The sequence below is a fragment of the Actinomadura soli genome (assembly GCF_005889715.1).
In the GTDB taxonomy this organism is placed as follows: Bacteria; Actinomycetota; Actinomycetes; order Streptosporangiales; family Streptosporangiaceae; genus Spirillospora; species Spirillospora soli.
In genome coordinates, this window is sequence record NZ_VCKW01000500.1 from 1 (window position 1) to 2,526 (window position 2,526).

The 2,526-nt window shown below is 75.7% G+C and carries 3 protein-coding genes; all 3 read left to right on the forward strand.

Annotation, left to right across the window (positions count from 1 at the left end; genetic code table 11):
• A partial coding sequence (gene macS, locus ETD83_RS41190) for a MacS family sensor histidine kinase (RefSeq protein ID WP_230421531.1) occupies window positions 1–805 on the forward strand: 805 nt, incomplete at its 5' end.
• A gap of 53 nt (window positions 806–858) precedes the next feature.
• On the forward strand, window positions 859–1,512 hold the full coding sequence (locus tag ETD83_RS41195; RefSeq protein ID WP_138650665.1) for a response regulator: 654 nt from the start codon (window positions 859–861) through the stop codon (window positions 1,510–1,512).
• Window positions 1,513–1,569: 57 nt separating this feature from the next.
• The coding region (locus ETD83_RS41200; RefSeq protein ID WP_171064738.1) for a TIGR04222 domain-containing membrane protein at window positions 1,570–2,526 on the forward strand (957 nt) is incomplete at its 3' end.

Consider the following 2,526-nt stretch of genomic DNA (forward strand, 5'->3'; position numbering starts at 1 on the left):
GGCTGGAGGACGGTGGCTCGGCGTCGCCGCGGCGCTCGTCCTGTCCGTGGCGAACCTGCTGGTCCACGCGATCGCCGGGACGCCCGGCGGGATCAGCCGGACGACGTTCAACGGCATCGTCCTGCTGCTCCTCGCGGGCCTCGTCGTCGGGCACGTCGTCCGGCTGGCGCTGGACGCGGAGGCGCGGCTGGCGCGGGCCGTGGAGCTGGAGTCGGCCACCCGGGAGCGGGAGCGGCTGGCCCGCCGCATCCACGACTCGGTGCTGCAGGTGCTGGCGATGGTGCGGCGGCGCGGTGCCGAGCTCGGCGGCGAGGCGGCGGAACTCGGACGGCTGGCGGGGGAGCAGGAGGCGGCGCTGCGGGCGCTCATCGGCGGCGCCCCCGCCGTCCCCGCGCCGGGCGGGTCCGGCGCGGCGGGCGAGGTCGATCTCCGTCCGCTGCTGGCCGGCCACGCGTCCTCGTCGGTCACGGTGTCCACGCCCGCGACCGAGGTGCGGCTGCCCGCGCACGCCGCCAGGGAGATCGAGGCGGCGGTCGCGGCCGCGCTCGACAACGTCCGGCGGCACTGCGGCGACGGCGCCCGCGCGTGGATCCTGCTGGAGGACGCCGAGGGCGCGGTCACCGTCAGCGTCCGCGACGACGGCCCGGGCATGCCCGCCGGACGGCTGGACGAGGCCGCCGCGGACGGGCGGCTCGGCGTCGCGCAGTCCATCCGAGGGCGCGTCCGGGACCTCGGCGGGACGGTCGAGATCTCCTCCGCCGGGGGCGCGGGCACGGAGATCGAGATGACGGTGCCCCGCCGCTGACCGGCAGAAGTCGCCCTATGGTGTGATCCGTGAGCACCGTTCCCCTCAGGGTCATGGTCGTGGACGACCATCCGATGTGGCGCGAGGCGGTCGCCCGCGACCTCGCCGAGGCCGGCCACGAGGTGGTCGCGACCGCGGGCGAGGGCCGGATGGCCATCCGGGTCGCCGCGGCCGTCCGCCCGCAGGTCGCCGTCGTCGACCTCCAGCTCCCCGACATCGGCGGCGTCGAGGTGACCCGGCGGCTGGCCGCGGCCGACCCGCCCGTTCGCGTGCTGGTCCTGTCGGCGAGCGGCGAGCAGCAGGACGTCCTGGACGCGGTCAAGGCGGGCGCCACCGGCTACCTGCTCAAGTCCGCCGCGCGGGAGGAGTTCCTGGACGCCGTCCGCCGCACCGGCGAGGGCGACGCCGTCTTCACCCCCGGGCTCGCCGGCCTCGTCCTCGGCGAGTACCGCCGGCTCGCCGCCGCCCCCGCCCGCGAGGACGACGGAGCGCCGCGCCTGACCGAGCGCGAGACCGAGGTCCTGCGGCTCGTCGCGAAGGGCCTGACGTACAAGCAGATCGCGGAGCGGCTCGTCCTGTCCCACCGGACGGTGCAGAACCACGTGCAGAACACCCTCCGCAAGCTCCAGCTGCACAACCGCGTCGAACTCGTCCGGTACGCCATCGAGAAGGGGCTGGACGGGGAAGAGGGGGACGAATCCGGCTGAACCGCCGCCCGCGCCCCGGCGTCTGAGCACCAAACGGTGCCTGGACGGGAGCACGGCGTGATCGACGAGATATCGGGATCGGAGCTGGTGGTCTTCACCGGCTATGTCATCTGCGGGATCGTCCTGGTCGTGATCGCGCGGAGGGTGCGGGCGGGCGCGATGCGGGGCGCCCCGCCGCTGCGCGAGCTGCACCCCTACGAGGTCGCCTACCTGCACGGCGGCGGACGCCACGCGATCGCCGCCTCGATCACGGCGCTGCGGCTCGACGGCGCGGTCGACACCTACGCCGACGGCCGGATGATCCCGCTGACCCCGTCCGCCGCGGCCCCCCGCGCCGCCGGGAAGCCGCTGGACACGGCGGTCTTCGGGGCGATCGCCGGCGGCCGGGCCGGGACGCTCGCCGAGCTCACCGCGGAACCCGGCGTCCGGGCCGCGCTCGACCAGCTCGGCGAGGGGCTGGTCTCGCAGGGCATGGTGATCGGCCCGGACGGGCGGCGCAACCTGCGGATCTTCCAGCTCGTCCTCTGGGCGTGGATGGCGCTCGGCATCCCGTTCTTCGTCCTGGACGTCTTCGGCGGCTTCCCGGGCGTGCTGCTCCCGCTCGTCGCGATCGGCCTGGTCGCCATCGTCGGCGGGAGCCTGCTCAGCACGGGCGCCGAGCGGACGGACGAGGGCGAGCGCGTGGTCGAGCAGCTCAGGGCGTCCAACTCCCATCTCGATCCGCAGCACACGGCGTCCTACGCCGGGCTCGCCGCGCCGTCGGTGCTGCTGGGCGTCGCGCTGTTCGGGACGGCGGCGCTGATGGCCTTCGACCCGATGTTCGTCCAGACCGTGGGGCTCGGCCGCTACATGGAGATGACGGCGGCCACGTCCGGCGGGTACTCGGGCTCCTCGTGTTCGAGCACCGCCTCGGTGTGCTCGTCCGGCTCGTGCGGCGGCGGCGGTTCCTGCGGGAGCAGCGGCGGCGGCTGCGGCGGTGGTGGAGGCGGCTGCGGCGGCGGCGGAGGGGGAGGC

Coding starts and splice junctions, on each gene's coding strand:
- ETD83_RS41195 (WP_138650665.1), top strand. CDS start 859: ATGGTCGTGGACGACCATCCGATGTGGCGCGAGGCGGTCGCCCGCGAC.